The 18,225-nt window shown below is 70.3% G+C and carries 16 protein-coding genes; all 16 read right to left on the reverse strand.

Going from position 1 to position 18,225, the window contains the following annotated elements:
* Window positions 1-9: 9 nt before the first annotated feature.
* The 16 genes from F0L68_RS06835 to F0L68_RS06910 all read right to left on the reverse strand — a co-directional run bounded on the left by F0L68_RS06835 (window position 10) and on the right by F0L68_RS06910 (window position 18,142).
* Complete coding sequence (locus F0L68_RS06835) at window positions 10-1,587, reverse strand: NADH-quinone oxidoreductase subunit M (RefSeq protein WP_149848744.1); 1,578 nt, start codon at window positions 1,585-1,587, stop codon at window positions 10-12.
* 38 nt (window positions 1,588-1,625) lie between these two features.
* Window positions 1,626-3,575, reverse strand: coding sequence for an NADH-quinone oxidoreductase subunit L (gene nuoL, locus F0L68_RS06840; RefSeq protein WP_149848745.1), 1,950 nt, complete (start codon window positions 3,573-3,575; stop codon window positions 1,626-1,628).
* Between the two features lie 49 nt (window positions 3,576-3,624).
* Entirely contained in the window at window positions 3,625-3,924 is a 300-nt protein-coding gene (gene nuoK, locus F0L68_RS06845) for an NADH-quinone oxidoreductase subunit NuoK (protein ID WP_149848589.1), read from the reverse strand.
* Between the two features lie 135 nt (window positions 3,925-4,059).
* Entirely contained in the window at window positions 4,060-4,914 is an 855-nt protein-coding gene (locus tag F0L68_RS06850) for an NADH-quinone oxidoreductase subunit J (RefSeq protein WP_438672250.1), read from the reverse strand.
* Entirely contained in the window at window positions 4,911-5,435 is a 525-nt protein-coding gene (nuoI, locus tag F0L68_RS06855) for an NADH-quinone oxidoreductase subunit NuoI (RefSeq protein ID WP_149848590.1), read from the reverse strand. Before nuoI ends, F0L68_RS06850 begins: the two co-directional genes overlap by 4 nt.
* Complete coding sequence (gene nuoH, locus F0L68_RS06860; RefSeq protein WP_149848591.1) at window positions 5,422-6,744, reverse strand: NADH-quinone oxidoreductase subunit NuoH; 1,323 nt, start codon at window positions 6,742-6,744, stop codon at window positions 5,422-5,424. Before nuoH ends, nuoI begins: the two co-directional genes overlap by 14 nt.
* On the reverse strand, window positions 6,741-9,179 hold the full coding sequence (locus F0L68_RS06865) for an NADH-quinone oxidoreductase subunit G (RefSeq protein WP_149848592.1): 2,439 nt from the start codon (window positions 9,177-9,179) through the stop codon (window positions 6,741-6,743). The genes nuoH and F0L68_RS06865 overlap by 4 nt, the downstream gene beginning before the upstream one ends.
* Before the next feature lie 2 nt (window positions 9,180-9,181).
* Window positions 9,182-10,489, reverse strand: a complete 1,308-nt coding sequence (nuoF, locus tag F0L68_RS06870) for an NADH-quinone oxidoreductase subunit NuoF (protein WP_149848593.1) — start codon at window positions 10,487-10,489, stop codon at window positions 9,182-9,184.
* A gap of 10 nt (window positions 10,490-10,499) precedes the next feature.
* On the reverse strand, window positions 10,500-11,264 hold the full coding sequence (nuoE, locus tag F0L68_RS06875; RefSeq protein ID WP_149848594.1) for an NADH-quinone oxidoreductase subunit NuoE: 765 nt from the start codon (window positions 11,262-11,264) through the stop codon (window positions 10,500-10,502).
* 46 nt (window positions 11,265-11,310) lie between these two features.
* The gene (locus F0L68_RS06880; RefSeq protein ID WP_149848595.1) at window positions 11,311-12,093 is read right to left on the reverse strand and encodes an NADH-quinone oxidoreductase subunit C; all 783 of its coding nucleotides are present in this window, start codon (window positions 12,091-12,093) and stop codon (window positions 11,311-11,313) included.
* 5 nt (window positions 12,094-12,098) lie between these two features.
* Window positions 12,099-12,650 carry a NuoB/complex I 20 kDa subunit family protein gene (locus F0L68_RS06885; RefSeq protein WP_149848596.1) on the reverse strand — a complete coding sequence of 184 codons (552 nt, stop codon included), beginning with the start codon at window positions 12,648-12,650 and terminating at the stop codon, window positions 12,099-12,101.
* A 32-nt stretch (window positions 12,651-12,682) separates the two neighbouring features.
* Window positions 12,683-13,048, reverse strand: coding sequence for an NADH-quinone oxidoreductase subunit A (locus tag F0L68_RS06890; protein WP_149848597.1), 366 nt, complete (start codon window positions 13,046-13,048; stop codon window positions 12,683-12,685).
* A gap of 658 nt (window positions 13,049-13,706) precedes the next feature.
* A complete protein-coding gene (locus tag F0L68_RS06895) occupies window positions 13,707-14,993 on the reverse strand; it encodes a geranylgeranyl reductase family protein (protein ID WP_149848598.1) in 1,287 nt (428 codons plus the stop codon).
* A 115-nt stretch (window positions 14,994-15,108) separates the two neighbouring features.
* On the reverse strand, window positions 15,109-15,819 hold the full coding sequence (locus tag F0L68_RS06900) for a demethylmenaquinone methyltransferase (RefSeq protein ID WP_149848599.1): 711 nt from the start codon (window positions 15,817-15,819) through the stop codon (window positions 15,109-15,111).
* 90 nt (window positions 15,820-15,909) lie between these two features.
* The gene (locus F0L68_RS06905; protein ID WP_149848600.1) at window positions 15,910-17,025 is read right to left on the reverse strand and encodes a glycosyltransferase; all 1,116 of its coding nucleotides are present in this window, start codon (window positions 17,023-17,025) and stop codon (window positions 15,910-15,912) included.
* A gap of 4 nt (window positions 17,026-17,029) precedes the next feature.
* Window positions 17,030-18,142 carry a glycosyltransferase family 4 protein gene (locus F0L68_RS06910; RefSeq protein ID WP_223198554.1) on the reverse strand — a complete coding sequence of 371 codons (1,113 nt, stop codon included), beginning with the start codon at window positions 18,140-18,142 and terminating at the stop codon, window positions 17,030-17,032.
* Window positions 18,143-18,225: the final 83 nt, after the last annotated feature.

Genomic DNA, 18,225 nt, shown 5'->3' on the forward strand with positions numbered 1-18,225 from the left:
GCGGACACCTCAGTTGCCTCCCTGCGCGGCGACCGGGTCGGCGAACCCGACCTCGGTCATCGTCGCCCCCACTGACGGGGTGATCACGTCAAGCACTGGCTTCGGGTAGACCCCGAGCACCAGGATCAGCGCCACCAGCGGCGCAAGCACGGCGATCTCCCGCTTGGACAGGTCGCCGATCGCGGACTTCGCGCCGATCTCCGGAGCGACGGCGGTGCCCGGCCCGCCTGCCAGGCCGACCAGCGCGGTGCCGCGCACCGGGCCCTGCATGATCCGCTGGTACAGCCACAACACGTACAGCGCGGCGAGCACCATGCCGACGGTCGCGATGACCGTGTAGACGGGCTCGCGCGGGTAGGAGCCGATCAGCACCAGGAACTCGCTGACGAAGGAGTTGGTGCCGGGCAACGACAACGTGGACAGCCCCGCGATCAACAGCATGCCGCCGAGCAGCGGCGTCACCTTCGCCATGCCGCCGTAGTCGGAGATCAGCGTCGACCCGCCCCTGGCGATGATCATGCCGAGCACCAGGATCAGCATGCCGGTGGCCAGGCTGTGGTTGAGCATGTAGGACACCGCGCCGACCTCGGACTGCGAGCTGAACGCGAAGATCCCCAACGCGATGAAGCCGAAGTGCGCGATCGACACGTACGCGATGAGCCGCTTCATGTCCCGCTGGCCGGTGGCCAGCAGCGAGCCGTAGATGACGCCGGCCACCGCGAGCACCAGCACCAGCGGCGCGAGTTGCTTGCTGGCGGCCGGGAACATCGGCAGGCAGTAGCGCAGGAAGCCGAACGTGCCGACCTTGTCCAGGACGCCGACCAGCAGCACGGCGACCCCGATCGGGGCCTCCGCGGCCGCGTCGGGCAGCCAGGTGTGCAGCGGCACCAGCGGCGCCTTGATCGCGAACGCCAGGAAGAAGCCGAGGAACAGCCACACCTGCGTCGAGGTCGGCGCGGTCTTGAGAACCGTGACCAGCGTGGCCCAGTCGAAGGTGCCGGAACCGCCGAGGTGGTCGGCCGAGTAGGCGTACGCCCCGATCGCGGAGGCCAGCATGATCAGGCCGCCGAGGAAGGAGTACAGGAAGAACTTCACCGCCGCGTACTGCCTGCGCGCGCCGCCGTAACCGCCGATGAGGAAGTACATCGGGATCAGCATGATCTCGAACAGCACGTAGAACAGGAAGACATCGGTCGCCGAGAACACGCCGATGGTGATGGCTTCCTGCAACAGGATCAGCGACAGGAACCCGCCGGAGGTCCGCCCGGCCGGCAGCTTCTCGACCCAGCCCGCGCCGATGATGACCGGCACGAGCAGCGCGATGACGGCGATCATCACCAGCGCGATGCCGTCGATGCCGAACGAGACGTGCACGCCGAAGGAGGCGATCCACTCCACCGAGCTGGTCATCTGCAACCGCGTGCCGCCGGGCTCGTAGCCGACCCATACCGCGATCGCGAGGACCAGCTCGACCAGCGAGAAGGCCAGCGCGGTGAGCTTCGCCGTCCGGTCGTTGGCGCGGAGCAGCGCGACCGCGCCCGCGCCGACCAGCGGCAGCACGAGCAGCACGATCAGGAGGGCGGACATGCCACCGCCGCCGCTCGTCGTGACGGGCAGGACGTGGTTCACGAGAACCTCACTGCCAGAAGTGCGGCTACCACGAGGATGGATCCTCCCAGCATGCTCAGCGCATAGGAGCGCACGAAACCGGTCTGTGCCCGGCGAAGTCGGCCCGAGGTGCCGCCGAGCATGGCGGCCAACCCGTTCACCACCCCGTCGACGCCCTTGTTGTCAACGAACACCAGCGCCCTGGTCAGCCAGGTGCCGGGACGTGCGAACAGCGCCTCGTTGAGGGCGTTGCCGTAGAGGTCCGCCCGCGCGGCACGCACCGGGAAGGACACCCGCGCCGGCCGCGTCACCGGCACCGGCTTGCGGCCGACGAACAGCCACGCCGCGCCGACCCCGAGCAGCATCAGCACGATCGTCAGGATCGTCACGGTGCCCTTGGGAATGACGAAGTGCTCGCTCTCCTTGAGGCCGCCGAGGCTCGGTTCGAGCCAGTCGACCAGCCGGTTGCCGACGGAGAGGAACGCGCCTGCCCCGACCGAGCCGATCGCCAGGATGATCATCGGGATGGTCATCGACTTCGGCGACTCGTGCGGGTGGAAGTCCTTGCCGTCCGCGGACTTCAGGTCCTTCCAGCGCTTCTCGCCGAAGAAGGTCATCAGCACCAGGCGGGTCATGTAGAACGCGGTGAGGCCCGCGCCGAGCAGCGCGGCCCCGCCGAACGCCCAGCCGCGCCAACCCTCCTGGCCGAAGGCCGCCTCGATGATGGCGTCCTTGGAGAAGTAGCCGGACAGGCCGGGGAAGCCGATCAGCGCGAGGTAGCCGAGGCCGAAGGTGACGAACGTGATCGGCATCAGCCGCCACAGGCCGCCGAACTTGCGCATGTCGACCTCGTCGTTCATGCCGTGCATCACCGAGCCGGCCCCGAGGAACAGGCCAGCCTTGAAGAAGCCGTGGGTGAGCAGGTGCATGATGCCCAGCGCGTAACCGAACGGGCCGAGGCCGACCGCGAGGATCATGTAGCCGATCTGGCTGACCGTCGAGTACGCCAACACCTTCTTGATGTCGTCGTAGGCGCAGCCGACGATGCACCCGATCAGCAGCGTGACCGTGCCGATGATCGTGACGATCAGCCTGCCGTCGCCGGTCAGGTCGTAGATCGGGTTGGACCGCGCGATCAGGTAGACGCCCGCGGTCACCATCGTCGCCGCGTGGATCAGGGCGGAGACCGGGGTCGGGCCCTCCATCGCGTCGGGCAGCCAGGACTGGAGCGGGAACTGGCCGGACTTGCCGCACGCGCCGAGCAGGAGCAGCAGCGTGATCGCCAGGATCGTGCCCGACGGCAGCGTGCCGATCTTCGCGAACACCTCGGAGTACTGCGTGGTGCCCAGGTTCGCGAACATCAGGAAGATCGCGACGGCGAGGCCGAGGTCGCCGACCCGGTTCATCAGGAACGCCTTCTTGGCGGCGGTGGCCGCCGACGGCCGGTCCTGGTACCACCCGATCAGCAGGTAGGACGCGAGACCGACGCCCTCCCAGCCGAAGTACAGCGTCACGAACCCGTTGCCGAGCACCAGCAACAGCATCGCCGCGACGAACAGGTTGAGGTAGGCGAAGAACCGCCGCCGGTCCCGGTCGTGCGACATGTAGCCGACCGAGTAGATGTGGATCAGCGCGCCGACGCCGGTGATCAGCAGCACGAAGGTCAGCGACAGCGGGTCGAGGCGCAGGCCGAAGTCGACCTTGAGCGCGTTGACCGGGATCCAGGCGAACAGGTGCAGTTCCTGGGTCCGCTTGTAGGCGTCGAGGCCGGTGGTGGAGAAGAACAACGCGAGGCCGTACACGAAGGTGCCAAGCACCGTCGCCGAGCCGAGGATGTGTCCCCACTTGTTCGTCCGGCGGCCGCCGACGAGCAGCACTATCGCGCCGAGCGTCGGCAGCGCGAGCAGCAGCCACGCGGAGCCCGCGAGGCCGGTTGCTCCTTGCGCGTCGGCCGCGAGGTTGGTCACCGCAGACCTGCTTACAGGGTCGAGCGTCAACACCGTCACCAGTGCCCCTTTAGTACTTCAGCAGGTTGGAGTCGTCGACGGAGGCCGAGCGGCGCGTCCGGAAGATCGACATGATGATGGCGAGACCCACCACGACCTCGGCGGCGGCGACGACCATCACGAAGAACGCCATCACCTGACCGTCGAGCGAGCCGTTGATCCTGGCGAAGGTCACCAGGCTCAGGTTCACCGCGTTGAGCATCAGCTCGACGCACATGAACACCACGACGGCGTTGCGCCGCACCAGCACGCCGACCGCGCCGAGGCTGAACAGCACCGCGGACAGCAGCAGGTAGTAGGACGGGGTCACGAGACCTCCTCGCTAACGCTCGTCGACCACGTGCCCAACGGTGCTGTGTTGAACGGTGCCCTCGCAAGCTCGGTCACGAGACCTCCTCGCTAGTGCCCAGGTGTGCCGGGTTGATCGGCGCCCTCGCGAACTCGGTCACGCCAGGTCCTCCTTCGTGCCGCTGAGCGCGTGCGCGTCCGGGCCATCGGCCGTGCCGGACACCTCGGCGAGGTCGTCGGCGAGGCTCTCCTTGGCGGTGGACTCGATCAGCTCGGACAACGACTCCGGCGCGATCGAGCCGTCCGGCAGCAGCGCCGGAGTGGCCACGGAGTTGGCCGTGGCGAACACACCGGGGCCTGGCAGCGGGCTGGGCCGGTTGCCCTGGAAGCGTTCCTCGACCAGTTCGCGCTGGGTCTTCTTGACGCCCTTGGCGTTGCGGTCGCTGAAGCCGAGCACCATCGCGCCGATGGCCGCGGTGATCAGCAGCGCCGAGGTCAGCTCGAACGGGAACAGGAAGTCGGTGAACAGCGAGGTGCCGATGTTGGCGACGTTGCCGCCGTTCACCGTGTTCTGCTTGGCGAGGCCGACCGAGGTGACGTTGGTCAACGCCCGCGCGACCGCGCTGACCACCAGGCCGGCGAAGCCGACGCCGAACACGATGGCCGCCAGCCGCTGCCCGCGCAGCACCTCGACGACGGAGTCCGAGCTGTCCCTGCCGACCAGCATGAGCACGAACAGGAACAGCATCATGATCGCGCCGGTGTAGACGATGATCTGCACGAAACCGAGGAACGGCGCCTGCTGCACCATGTAGATCACGCCGAGGTTGAGCATGGTCAGCGCGAGCCACAGCGCGGAGTGCACCGCGTTGCGCGCGAACAGCATGCCGAGCGCGCCCGCGAGCGCCAGCGGCCCGAGGATCCAGAAGGCGATGGCCTCGCCGGTGGACACGGTGTCGGCGGCCTGGGCCGCGGTCTGCGCGGCCGTCTGCGTCAGGAACAGGGCGCTCACCTGGCCTGCTCCCCGCCGCGCGCCAGCTCAGGACCCTTGACGTAGTAGTCGTCGCTGTCGCCGAGCCGCATCGGGTGCGGCGGCTGCTCCATGCCGGGCAGCAGCGGCGCGAGCAGCTGCTCCTTGGTGTAGATCAGCCGCTGCCGGTCGTCGTCGGCCAGCTCGAACTCGTTGGTCATGGTCAGCGAGCGGGTCGGGCACGCCTCGATGCACAGGCCGCAGCCGATGCAGCGCAGGTAGTTGATCTGGTAGTCGGCGCCGAACCGCTCGCCAGGCGAGAAGCGGGCTTCCTCGGTGTTGTCGCCGCCCTCGACGAAGATCGCGTCGGCCGGGCAGGCCCAGGCGCACAGCTCGCAGCCGACGCACTTCTCCAGCCCGTCCGGGTGCCGGTTGAGCTGGTGCCGCCCGTGGTAGCGGGGCGCGGTGATCTTCTTGACCTCGGGGTACTCCTCGGTGATGACCTTCTTGAACATCGTCGAGAAGGTGACCCCGAACCCCTTGACGGAATCAAAGACTCCCATCACCGGTCTCCTTGTCTGCCGCAGCGACAGCCGCCGGCTCCATTTCCCGTTCGGCGGGTTCCGGCGCGGCCGGCAGCCTCCGACGCGGAGGTGACTTGGGCACCGAGAGATCCAGTGGCGGCAACGGATACCCGCTGCCCGTCACCGGCACGAACTCCTCGTCGTCGGCCACCCGTTTGTCCGGCAGCAGCAGCGCGAACACCAGCAGCACGACGATGCCGACGCCGAAGAAGATCAGCCGTTGACCCGTGGTGACACCCGGGGTGTTCCACAGCGCGTTGGACGCGGCGATCAGCACGATCCACACCAGGCTGACCGGGACGAGGACCTTCCAGCCAAGCCGCATGAACTGGTCGTAGCGCAGGCGGGGCAGCGTGCCGCGCAGCCAGACGAACACGAACAGGAAGAAGAACGTCTTGCCGACGAACCACAGGATCGGCCACCAGCCGGTGTTCAGCACACCGCCGTCGATCGCGGACAGTGGCCACGGCGCCCGCCAGCCGCCGAGGAACAGCGTGGTGGCCAGCGCGGACACCACGACCATGTTCACGTACTCGGCGAGGAAGAACAGCGCGAACTTCAGCGAGCTGTACTCCGTGTGGAAGCCGCCGACCAGCTCGGACTCCGCCTCGGGGAGGTCGAACGGCGCGCGGTTGGTCTCGCCGACCATGGAGATCGCGTACACCACGAAGCTCACCGGGAGCAGCCAGAAGTACCAGCCGCCCTCCTGCGCATTGACGATGTCCGAAGTGGACAGTGAGTGTGAGCGCAGGATGACGCCGACGATCGACAGGCCCATCGCGATCTCGTAGGAGATCACCTGGGCCGCCGAGCGCAGCGAGCCGAGCAGCGGGTACGGCGAGCCGGACGCCCAGCCGGACAACACGATCCCGTACACGCCGAGCGAGGAGCACGCCAGGATCACCAGCACGCCGACCGGCAGGTCGACGAGCTGGAGCGCTGTGTGGTGCCCGAACATCGTCACGTCGGGGCCGAACGGGATCACCGAGAAGGCGAGGAACGCCGGGATGGCGGAGATGATCGGCGCGAGGAAGTAGACCCACTTGTCGGCGACGACCGGGCGGATGTCCTCCTTGAACGCCAGCTTCAGGCCGTCCGCGAGGGACTGCAACAGGCCGAACGGGCCGACCCGGTTGGGGCCGGGCCGGTGCTGCATGCGGCCGACGACCCTGCGCTCCAGCCAGATCATGAACAGGGTCATCACGACGCCGAAGGCGAAGATCGCGACGACCTTGATGATGCTCAGCCAGAGCGGGTCGTCCGCGATGAGTTCCGCGGTGGTTTTCATGCGTTCCCTCCGACGACGTTCACGATCGCGCCGTGCCCGACGGCGAGGCTGCGCCGCACCGTGGACGAACCCGAGTTGCCCGGCAGCCAGACGACGCCGCTCGGCAGGTCGGCGAGTTCGAGGGGCAGCGTCACCGCGCCCCGGTCGCTGCTCACCGTGATCAGTTGGCCCGCCTCGACGCCGAGGCTCTCGGCGGTCGCCGCAGACAGCGTCGCGACGACCGGGCGGGCGGTGCCGGCCAGGTTCGGCTCCTCGTCCTGCATGGAGCCGTTGTCCAGCAGCCGCCGCCAGGTGGCCAGGACCGCCTGTCCCGCACCGGGTTCCGGCACGCTCGACGCCGCGACCGACGGCCGGGCGCCCGAGGGACGGCCGGTGCCGCCGAGCCTGGCCAGGTCGGCCGCCGCGGCGGCCGGGGTCTGGGTGAACAGGTCCGCGTCCATCTCGACCGCGAGGGTGTCGAGCACCCGGCAGTCCGACAGCGCGCCGGTGCCGTCCAGCGTGCTGCGGAACGCCCGGCTGCGGCCCTCCCAGTTGCGGTAGCTGCCGGCCTTCTCGGCGGCGGGCGCGATGGGCAGCACCACGTCGGCGTGCGCGGTGACCGCGCTCGGCCGCAGTTCCAGGCTGACCACGAAACCCGCCGTTGCCAACGCCTTCTCGGCCAGCTCGGGGTCGGCCAGGTCGCCGGGGTCGACGCCGCCGACGACCAGGGCCGCCAGCTCGCCGGCCGCCGCGGCCGCGATGATGCCGTCGGTGTCGCGGCCGGGCTCGGCCGGCAGCGCGCCTTGGGTGAGGCCCCAGGCCAGCTCGACCTCGGCGCGGGCCTGCTGGTCGATGACCAGCCGGCCGCCGGGCAGCAGCGTCGGCGCGGCGCCGACGTCGAGCGCGCCGCGTTCGCCAGCGCGGCGCGGGATCCACGCGATCGCGGCCCCGGTGCGCTCGGCCAGCCGGAGCACCGAGGACAGCAGCCCGGGCACCTCGGCGGCGCGCTCGCCGACGAGCAGCACCGCGCCGTCCGAGGACAGCGCGCCGGTCACGTCCTCGGCGAGGCCGTCCAGGACGGCAGGCTCGCCGCCGGGCACCGAGGACAGCAGCGTGCCGAAGCTCTTCTCCACGCCGGGAGTGGCGAACTGGCCGAGGTGGAAGACCTTCGTGGTGCCCTTGCGGGCCGCCTTGCGCAGCCGCAGGAAGACGATCGGCGACTCCTCCTCCGGCTCGAACGCCACGCACAGCACGGCGGGCGCGGCGGCCAGGCCGAGGTAGCTGACGCCGCCGTCCGCCGGGTTGGTGCCGACGACCGTCGAGGCGAGGAAGTCCAGCTCCTCCGCGGAGTGCGGGCGCGCCCGGAAGTCGATGTCGTTGGTGCGCAACGCGACCCTGGCGAACTTCGCGTACGCGTAGGCGTCCTCGACGGTCAGCCTGCCGCCGGTGAGCACGCCGACTCCCTTGCCGGCCCTGGCCTTGGCGAGCCCGGCCGCGGCGACCTGGAGCGCCTCGGTCCACGAGCTCTCTCGCAGCTCACCGCTGTCCTCGTCGCGCACCAGCGGACGGAGCAGCCGGTCGGCGGCGGTGGCGTAGGTGAAGCCGAACCGCCCCTTGTCGCAGTTCCACTCCTCGTTGACCTCGGCGTCGTCGGCGGCCAGTCGCCTGGTCACCTTGCCGCGCCGCCAGTCGGTGCGCTGTGCGCAGCCCGACGAGCAGTGCTCGCAGACGCTCGGCGTGGACACCAGGTCGAACGGGCGCGACCGGAACCGGTAGGCCGCGCTGGTCAGCGCGCCGACCGGGCAGATCTGGATGGTGTTGCCGGAGAAGTAGGACTGGAACGGCTTCTGCTCCGACACGCCGATCTGCTGCTGCGAGCCGCGTTCGAGCAGCTCGATGAACGGGTCGCCGGCGATCTGCGCGGAGAACCTGGTGCAGCGCTGGCACAACACGCAGCGCTCGCGGTCCAGCAGCACCTGCGTGGAGATCGCGATCGGCTTGGGGAAGGTGCGCTTGCGCTCGTGGAACCGCGAGTCGCCCCTGCCGTGCTTGAGCGCCTGGTTCTGGAGCGGGCACTCGCCGCCCTTGTCGCAGATCGGGCAGTCCAGCGGGTGGTTGATGAGCAACAGCTCCATCACGCCCGACTGGGCCTTCGCCGCGACGGGCGAGCTGAGCTGCGTGCGCACCACCATGCCGTCGGCGACGGTCATCGTGCAGGAGGCCTGGGGCTTGGGCATGGGTCGCCCGCCCATCTCGACCTCGACGAGGCACTGCCGGCAGGCGCCTGCTGGGTCGAGCAGCGGGTGGTCGCAGAAGCGCGGCACCACGATGCCCAGCCGCTCCGCCGTGCGGATCAGCAGCTCGCCCTTGGGCGCGACGACCTCGAAGCCATCGATGGTGAGCTTGACGTGGCCCTCGGGGACCACCAGCTCGCTCTTCTCGGGTGCCAGAGTCATGGTCAGTGCGCTCCCGCGAGTGCCGGTGCCTTGGCTTGTGCCGCGTTGCTCTCGCAGAGTGCGAGGAACTCGTGCTTGAAGTACTGGATGCCGCTGGTGATCGGGCTGACGGCGCCGTCACCCAGCGCGCAGAACGAGCGGCCGAGGATGTTGTCGCAGACGTCGAGCAGCGTGTCGATGTCCTCGGGGGTGCCGTTGCCGGCCACCATCCGTTGCAGGATCTGCACCAGCCAGTAGGTGCCCTCGCGGCAGGGCGTGCACTTGCCGCAGGACTCGTGCTTGTAGAACTCGGTCCACTTCATCACGGCCCACGGCACCGACACCGTCTCGTTGAAGATCTGCAACGCGGTGGTGCCCAGCATCGACCCGGCCTGCGCGGCACCCTCGAAGTCCAGCGGGACGTCCAGGTGCTCCGCGGTGAACAGCGGCGTCGAGGACCCGCCGGGGGTCCAGAACTTCAGCGGGATGCCGTCCTTCATGCCGCCGGCCAGTTCGAGCAGCTGGCGCAGCGTGGTGCCCATCGGTGCCTCGTACTGGCCGGGCCGCTCGACGTGGCCGGACAGCGAGTAGATCTTCGGGCCTGGCGACTTCTCCCGACCCATCGCGCGGAACCAGTCCGAGCCGCCGTTGACGATGTAGGGGACGCTCGCGATCGTCTCGACGTTGTTCACCACGGTCGGCGAGGCGTAGAGGCCAGCGGTCGCCGGGAACGGCGGCTTCAGCCTCGGCTGGCCGCGCTTGCCCTCCAGCGAGTCCAGCAGCGCGGTCTCCTCGCCGCAGATGTACGCGCCGGCGCCGGCGTGCACCACCACGTCGAGGTCGAAGCCGCTGCCGAGGATGTTCTTGCCCAGGTACCCGGCGTCATAGGCCTCGCGCACGGCGGCGTGCAGCCTGCGGATGCAGTGCAGCGCCTCGCCGCGCACGTAGATCGCCGCGAAGTTCGAGCGGATCGCGTACGCGGTGATGATGATGCCCTCGACCAGCGAGTGCGGGTCGGCCATCATCAGCGGAATGTCCTTGCAGGTCCCCGGTTCGCCCTCGTCGGCGTTGATCACCAGGTAGTGCGGCTTGCCGTCGCCCTGCGGGATGAAGCCCCACTTCATGCCGGTGGGGAAGCCAGCGCCGCCGCGCCCGCGCAACCCGGAGTCCTTGCACAGCTGGATGAGCTGGTCGGGATTCGCCGCCAACGCCTTGCGCAGCGCGGTGTAGCCCTCCAGCTGCTCGTAGGTGCGCAGCGTCCAGGACTGCGGCGACAGCCAGCGCTTGGTGAGCACCGGCGTGAGGTCGTCGACTTGGCCCTCGGTCGTCATCGCGGCCCCCTCACTTCTTGTCCGGCGCGGCCGGCAGGTCGACGTGGTCGGGCATGGCGGGCGCCGTCCAGCCGCGCTCGGCGGCCAGCGCCGCGCCGCGCACGGTCTCGGCGGCCGCCGACGGCCCGTCGAGGTCGGCCTCGCGGCCGTCGAAGAACCCGGCGAGCTGGAGGGAGACCTCGCGGAAGCCGGTCAGCGGCGCGCCCCTGGTCGGCGCGGGCTTCTGCCCTGCCTGCAACGACTCCACGAGTTCCAGGGCCGACTCCGGCGTCTGGTTGTCGTAGAACTCGTAGTTGACCTGGAGCACCGGGCCGAGGTCGCAGGCGGCGAGGCACTCGGCGTGCTCCAGCGTGATGGAGCCGGTCGTGCCGGGCTCGCCCGAGGTCTCCTCGTGGCCCAACGGCTTTCCGTCGCTGCCGAGGTGCTCACGCAGCCGCGCGTAGATGGCGTCCCCGCCGAGCATCGCGCACAGGGTGTTGGTGCAGACGCTGACCAGGTGCTCGCCGCAGGGCTTGCGCTTGTACATCGTGTAGAACGTGGCGACCGCGCTGACCTCGGCGGCGGTCAGGTCGAGCTGAGCCGCGCAGAACGCGATGCCGGACTGGCTCACGTGCCCCTGCACCGACTGCACGAGGTGCAGCATGGGCAGCAGCGCGGAACGGGGCACCGGGTAGCGCGCGATGATCTGCCGCGCCTTCTCGACGATGTCCGCGCCGAACACGCTGGTGTCCACGGCGTCCTGCTCGGGGCCCGTCCCCGCAGGGGACTCCTTCATCTGGGTCAACGTCCACACCCGCCCATCGCCTGCGCTGACTGGAGGTTCACGAGTACGACCGCCGCTGGTCGGGCGGGGGGATCTCGGCGCCCTTGTACTCCACCGGGATGCCGCCGAGCGGGTAGTCCTTGCGCTGCGGGTGGCCGTCCCAGTCGTCCGGCATGAGGATCCTGGTCAGCGCGGGATGGCCGTCGTAGATGATGCCGAACATGTCCCACGCCTCGCGCTCCTGCCAGTCGGCCGTCGGGTAGACCGACACGACGCTCGGCAGGTGCGGGTCGGCCACGTCGACGGCGACCTCGAGGCGGATGCGCCTGCGAAAGGTCATCGAGGTGAGGTGATAGACCGAGTGCAGCCGCTGCGGGATGTCGACGCCGTAGTCGACGCCGGACACCGAGCTGCACAGCTCGAACCGCAGCGCAGGGTCGTCCCGCAGGATCCGGCACACCTCGACGAGGTGGTCGCGGAGCAGGTAGAAGGTGATCTCGCCGCGGTCAACGGTGATCTGCGCGATGGTGTCGGCCGGCAGGCCCCGCTCGCGGATGGCGCCGATCAGCTCGTCGGCGACCTCGTCGAACCAGCCGCCGAAGGGCCGTTCGGCCGGCGGCGCGACGTGCGCCGGCAGCCGGAGGCCGCCGAACCCGGAGGTGTCGCCGGAGCCGGACACGTTGAACATGCCCTTGCGTGCGCGGCCGGCGACCAGGGGGCTGTCCTTGGCCTCGGCGGGCTGCGTGCCGTTGGCCCTCGGCTCGAGGCCGTCGGCCGGGCGGTCCGCGCTGGACTGCTCGCCGCCGGGCACGGGCTTGTTCGCGGAGTCGTCGCTGCTCATCGTGTTCACCTCTTCTTCGCGAAGCGGACCGAGGACGGGATCAACTCGGTGCGCTGGCCGCTCTCGGCCTTGATCGCGGCCCTGGTCTGGCCGAGCGGTTCGTCCATGATCTTCGCGTGGATCTTGAGGATCGCGTCGATCAACATCTCGGGGCGGGGTGGGCAGCCCGGCAGGTACATGTCCACCGGGACGATGTGGTCGACGCCCTGCACCACGGCGTAGTTGTTGAACATGCCGCCGGAGGACGCGCAGACGCCCATCGCCAGCACCCAGCGCGGCTCGGGCATCTGGTCGTAGATCTGCCGCAGCACCGGGGCCATCTTGTTGGTGACCCGGCCGGCCACGATCATCAGGTCGGCCTGGCGCGGCGACGCGCGGAAGACCTCCATGCCGAAGCGAGCCAGATCGTAGCGCGGCCCGCCGGTCGTCATCATCTCGATGGCACAGCAGGCCAACCCGAAGGTCGCCGGCCAGAGCGAGGACTTGCGCGTCCAGTTGACCAGTTTCTCCACGCTGGTCAGCAGGATCCCGTTGGGAAGCTTCTCCTCAAGACCCATGACCCCCGCCTTCCCCGCGCCTTGTCCGGCGCCTAGTTCCAGTCCAGCCCGCCGCGCCGCCACACGTAGGCGTAGGCGAAGCCGACCGTCGCGACGAACAGCGCGATCTCCACCAGGCCGAACATGCCGAGCGCGTTCGCGGACACCGCGAACGGGTAGAGGAACACCATTTCGATGTCGAACAGGATGAACAGCATCGCCGTGAGGTAGTAGGCGACGGGCATGCGACCGCCGCCGACGATCGGCTGCGGCGACGGCTCGATGCCGCACTCGTAGGCGTCGAGCTTCGCCTTGTTGTACCGGCGCGGCCCGATGTAGGGCGCCGCGGCGACCGAGAAGAGCGCGAACGCGCCGGCAAGCGCGAACAACAGCACGAGGGGGACGTAGGCCTGGAGCACCGTCCGCCGTCCTTTCCTTGTCCGCGCGACCTTCCGGTCGCTATCCGATCGCACCCTATGGGGTGTACTTCGCCCACTTCTCAGTTAGGCGGGCCTAACAGAACCGGCGGTAATCGCCGGCTCCTTGACCGCTTCACTGGTACCGCGCTTGTGAATCACTTCACAAGCCGCACCGTGTGGTTGTGAAGTGATTCACAAGGTGCGGGCCCAGTGTAGGACGCGCATACGGCCGCTGTCTCGCCCCCCTCCCAACGCGGTTGACCTGGGGTTACGCCCAGCCAGGGCGGCGCGAGGCCACGCGGGGCGAAGATCCGCACGTGAGGAGGGACACGCCACCGCGACGGGCCCGCAACCCGCTCGTCACGAGGTGAACGGGATCACACTCCGAGTCGACAATGGACGGACGGGGTCGCGCTCCCGGAGTTGATCATGATCCCGCGCGGGCGAGTTGAATATTCTCGCTCAATCGAGTGAACACGCGGCGCAATCAATTCCGACACTGTCGGCGGATTGACACGCGCACGACAGTGTGGCCCCGATCACGCCCGCACACCCTCCGACCAGCAACGATGCAGCCGCCGGACGGGCATGTCATGCAGAGGCCCGGCAGGACATCGAGTGTCACGAAGGGTCCCGTCAGGACATGCCCTAGCGGGCGTCAGGCGCTGGGCGCCAGCTTCGTGGCCGCGACGATGACGCGGTCCATCGAGTCGCCGTCCTTCGGGTCGTACAGGCCGGCCAGCAGCTTCAGCACCAGCCGCATCAGCGACTCCCTCGGCATGCCGTACTTGGTGGCGGTACGCATGATCACCGGGTTGCCGATGAGCTTGCTGAACACGTTGCCGAGCCGGTAGTAGCTGCCAAGCGCCTGCTTGAGCGCCGCCGGATAGCCCGCGAGGGCGCGCTCCCGCGACAGGCCAGCGGGCCGCGCCAGCGCCTGCACGACGCACTCGGCGGCGAGCCGCGCCGACTCCATCGCGTAGCCGATGCCCTCGCCGTTGAACGGGTTCACCATGCCGCCAGCGTCGCCGACGAGCAGCAAACCGTTGCGGTAGTGCGGGGTTCGGTTGAAACCCATCGGCAGCGCGGCGCCGCCGATCTTGCCGCTGGCGTTCTCCTCGCGGAAGCCCCACTCCTCCGGCGTGCCGTCCAGCCAGGACCGCAGCAGCGCGCGGTAGTCGGTGGTGCCGAAGGCCTTCGACGTCGACAGGATGCCGAGCCCGACGTTCACCGTGCCGTCGCCCATGCCGAAGATCCAGCCGTAGCCGGGCAACAGCACCGGCTGCGCGGGGTCGCTGCGGTCCCACAACTCCAGGTGCGACTCCAGGTAGTCGTCCTTGGTGCGCGGGCTCGTGTAGTAGCGGCGCACCGCGACGCCCATCGGGCGGTCGTCGCGCTTGTCGATGCCCACCGACAGCGCCAGCCGCGCCGACACCCCGTCGCAGGCCAACACCAGCGGCGCGCGGTAGGTGACCGGAACCCGGTCCTGGCCCGCCTTCGCGGTGACGCCGACGACCCGCCCGGTGCGCTCGTCGGTGATCGCGCCGGTCACCGTGGTCTGTTCGAGCAGGCGCGCGCCCGCCCGCTGCGCGGTGCGCGCCAACAGCTCGTCGAAGTCCTGCCTCGGCCGCACCACGCCGTAGGGCGGGAAGGTGGCCAGGTCGGGCCAGTCCAGCTCCATGGTGACCCCGCCGCCGACCACCCGCAGGCCGCGGTTGTGCAGCCAGCCAGCCTCCTCGCGGGTGTCGATGCCGAGGTCGATGAGCTGCTTCACGCCGCGCGGGGTGAGGCCGTCGCCGCACACCTTCTCGCGCGGGAACGTGCTCTTCTCCAGCAGCACCACGTCCAGCCCGGCGCGGGCCAGGTAGGTGGCGGCCGTTGATCCAGCCGGCCCGGCGCCGACCACGATCACCTCGGCGTCTTCGCCTGCCTGACGACGGCTCATGCTGGGCTCCTTGTGAATGCGTTCACGAAGTGGAGCCGAGTCTAACCCGGCCCGTTTCGTCTCAATTCGGCGATCGACACAGCTTCGCCCGACCTGATGAGGGCAAAACTCCAGATCAGGGGCTCGCGGTCGGGTCGGTCACTGGCTTGGTCGCCTTGTGCAGCGCGGCAACCCCGAAGGTCAGGTTGAGCCACGCCACGTCCTCCCAGCCCGCCTCGGCGATCAGCTCGCCGAGCGCCCGCTGGTCGTGCCAGTCGTGCATGGACTCCGCAAGGTACTGGTAGGCCTCGGGGTTGGAGGAGAACGGCCGCGCGATCGCCGGCAGCACCCGCAGCCCGATGCCGCGGTACAGCGCGCGCATCGGCCGCCACGGCGGCGTGGACACCTCCAGGATCACCAGCCGACCGCCCGGCCGGACGACCCTGGCCATCTCCCTGAGCGCCGCCACGGTGTCGCTGAAGTTGCGCAGCCCGAAGGAGACCGTGGCCGCGTCGAACACGCCGTCGGCGAACGGCAGCCGCAGCGCGTCGGCGGCGACCTTGGGCACGTCCCGGTGCGCGCCGCTGCGCAGCATGCCGAGCGAGAAGTCCGCGGCGACGCACCACGCGCCCGAACTCGCGAACTCCACGGTCGACACGGCGGTGCCGGCCGCGAGGTCGAGCACCTTCTCCCCCGGTCCGGCCTCCAGCACCCGCCTGGTCCACTCCCGCCAGCGCCGGTCGAAGCCGAGCGTCATCCACGAGTTCGTCCGGTCGTAGCCCTTGGCCACGCCGTCGAACATCTCGGCGACCTCACTCGGTTTCTTGTCCAGACCAGCCCTCGACATGTCAGCAGCTTATGCCGGGTCCGCTGAGGATCAGGCCGACACCGGCATGCCGGGTCGCCAGCCGGGCCGCCAGCAGGGCCGTCCGACGGGTCAGGAGACGCCCGCGCGCATCGCCGTCAGCATGCCGTCGACGGCCGTCCGCCACGGGTACTGCTCGGCCCGCGCCCGCGCGGCCGCCCGCCTGGTCGGCTGGCTGACCGACAGCAGCCCGGCGACGGCGTCGGCGAACTGGCCGGCGTCGTCGCCGACCGCGGCCCCGCAGTCCGGCCGGACGATCTCGCGCAGCGCCGAGGACTCCGAGACCACCACCGGCGTGCCCGAGGCCAGCGCCTCGAGCGCGGCCAGCCCGAAGGTCTCGTGCGGGCCGGGCGCGAGCGAGACGTCCGAGGTCGCCAGCAGCGCGGCCACGTCGGCGCGCGAGTGCACGAAGCCGAGGAACGTCACCGGCAGGCCGGCCGCGCGGCGCTCCAGCGCCTCCCGCCTTGGGCCGTCGCCGGCCACCACCAGCCGGACCCGGTGGCCCGCCGAGTGCAGCTCGGCCGCGGTGTCCACGCTGCGCTCCACGTGCTTCTCCGGGGACAGCCTGCCGCAGTGCACCAGCAGGGCGTCCGCGCCCATCGCCAGCTCGGCGCGCAGCGCGCGGTCCCGCCTGGTCGGCGAGAACGTGCGCAGGTCGACGCCGAGCGGCACCTGGGCGACGTTGCGCGCGCCGATCCGGTCGAACTCCTCGCGGGCGAACTCCGTGGTGCACACCACGGTGTCGTAGCTGGCCGCCATCCTGCGGTTGGCCCAGTCCGCGCCCCGCCGCGCCAGGCCGTCCGGCAGCAGGAACTGCTGGAGCAGCCGGTCGAGCCGCTCGTGCGAGATCACCACGCTCGGCACGCCGTGCTCGGCGGCCCACCGGCCCATGCCGCGCAGCGTCAACCGGTCGGACACCTCAAGCCGGTCCGGGCGCAGCCGGTCGAGCAGGGCCCGCACCCGCCACGGGTCGACCGCGCGATAGCCGCCGGTGCCGGGGATCCTGGGCGCCGGCAGCACGATCCGGCGCACGCCGTCGGGCAGCGACTCGTCCTCGGCCGCCGCGCCGGGCACCACCAGCACCACCTCGTGGCCGCGCGCGACGTAGCCCGCGCCGAGGTGGTTCAGCGCGGTGCGCAGGCCGCCGGAGCGCGGGCCGTAGAAGTTGGCCAGTTGGACGATCCGCATGAGCTCAGGCCGCCTTTGCGGCGAGGGGTTGGGCCAGCACGTCCGCGTAGTGGCCGAGCAGCTCCCGGCACAGCGCGGGCCAGGTGCGGCCAAGCACCGAACGCCGGGCGGCCAGGCCGAAGTCCGCGCGCAGCACGGGATCCCGCAACCGGTCGACGACGGCGCGCAGCTCGGCCGGGTCGTCCGACAGCAGGAACCCGGTGTGGCCGTGCCGGATCAGGTCGCGCGGACCGCCCGCGTCCGGCGCGATCGCCGGGACGCCGCTGGCCAGCGCCTCCTGCACGGCCTGGCAGAACGTCTCGTGCGGGCCGGTGTGCGCGAACACGTCGAGGCTCGCGTAGGCGGTGGCGAGTGCCGGACCGGAGCGGAAGCCGAGGAACGCCGCGTCCGGCAGCTCGCGGCGCAACGCGGGCGCGTCCGGGCCGTCGCCGATCACGACCACCCGCACCCCCGGCACGCCGTTCAACGCGGCGAGCCTGGCGACCTGCTTCTCCGGCGCGAGCCTGCCGACGTAGCCGACCAGCAGCTCGCCGTTCGGGGCCAGCTCGGCGCGCAGCGCGTCGTCGCGGCGGCCGGGGTGGAACAGGTCGACGTCGACGCCCCGCGCCCAGCGGTGCACCCTCGGCACGCCGTGCCCGAGCAGCGCCTGCACGGCGGAACTCGACGGCGCGAGGGTGCGGTCGGCCTGGGTGTGCAGGCGGCGGGTCCACCGCCAGGCGGCCCGCGCGCCGAGGCCGAGGCCGTAGCTGCCGGCGAAACCGGCCACGTCGGTCTGGTAGACCGCGACCGTCGGCAGGCCGAGCCTGCGGGCCGCAGACAGGCCGCGCGCGCCGAGCACGAACGGCGACGCGAGGTGCACCACGTCAGGGCGGAAGGACTCGAGGGCGGTCAGCACCCGTCTGGTCGGCACGCCGACCGGTAACGAGGAGACCTTGGGCAGGTCAACCGAGGGGACCCGGACGACCGGGGTGCCCTCGTGGTGGTCTGGACCGGCACCCGGCGCGATGACCAGCGCCGCGTGCCCATGCCGCCGAAGGTGCTCAAGAACCCTGAGCACGGAGTTGGTGACCCCGTTCACCTGCGGCAAGAAGCTCTCGGTGACGATCGCGACTCGCACGGGCCCTACCGTTGCCGGTGCGGGGTCCGCCCAGCCGACGCGTGCGTGAAGAGGCGGGGAACACCTTCGTAACTCCTCGAACC

Origin of the sequence: Solihabitans fulvus (genome assembly GCF_008386585.1) — a bacterium.
Lineage (GTDB): Bacteria > Actinomycetota > Actinomycetes > Mycobacteriales > Pseudonocardiaceae > Solihabitans > Solihabitans fulvus.